We start from the raw sequence: 239 nt of genomic DNA on the forward strand, positions 1-239 counted from the left end.
AGATGCATCGGCGAACCGGGCAGCTCGGGGTGGGCGCAGCGCCCGAGCAGCTCGTAGGCGCGCAACTGGCCCCCATGGGCGTCGACGATGGGCTGTGCCGCGGCGGCCCTGCCGCGGCCGGCCCGGAACTCCAGGAACTGGGCCTCGTGGCGCACGAAGTTCTGGCTGAGCTGGCTGACGTTCTGCGACACCATCCGTGTCAGTGCCGATGGCGGCTCCGCCAGCGGGCCGGTGGCCGG

1 protein-coding gene is annotated in these 239 nt (G+C 73.2%); it reads right to left on the reverse strand.

What is annotated here, in order from left to right:
- On the reverse strand, positions 1-239 hold a 239-nt coding region (locus RZA33_RS19775), incomplete at both ends, for a hypothetical protein (RefSeq protein WP_317510060.1).

Origin of the sequence: Halovibrio sp. HP20-59 (assembly GCF_033052795.2) — a bacterium.
In the GTDB taxonomy this organism is placed as follows: Bacteria; Pseudomonadota; Gammaproteobacteria; order Pseudomonadales; family Halomonadaceae; genus Vreelandella.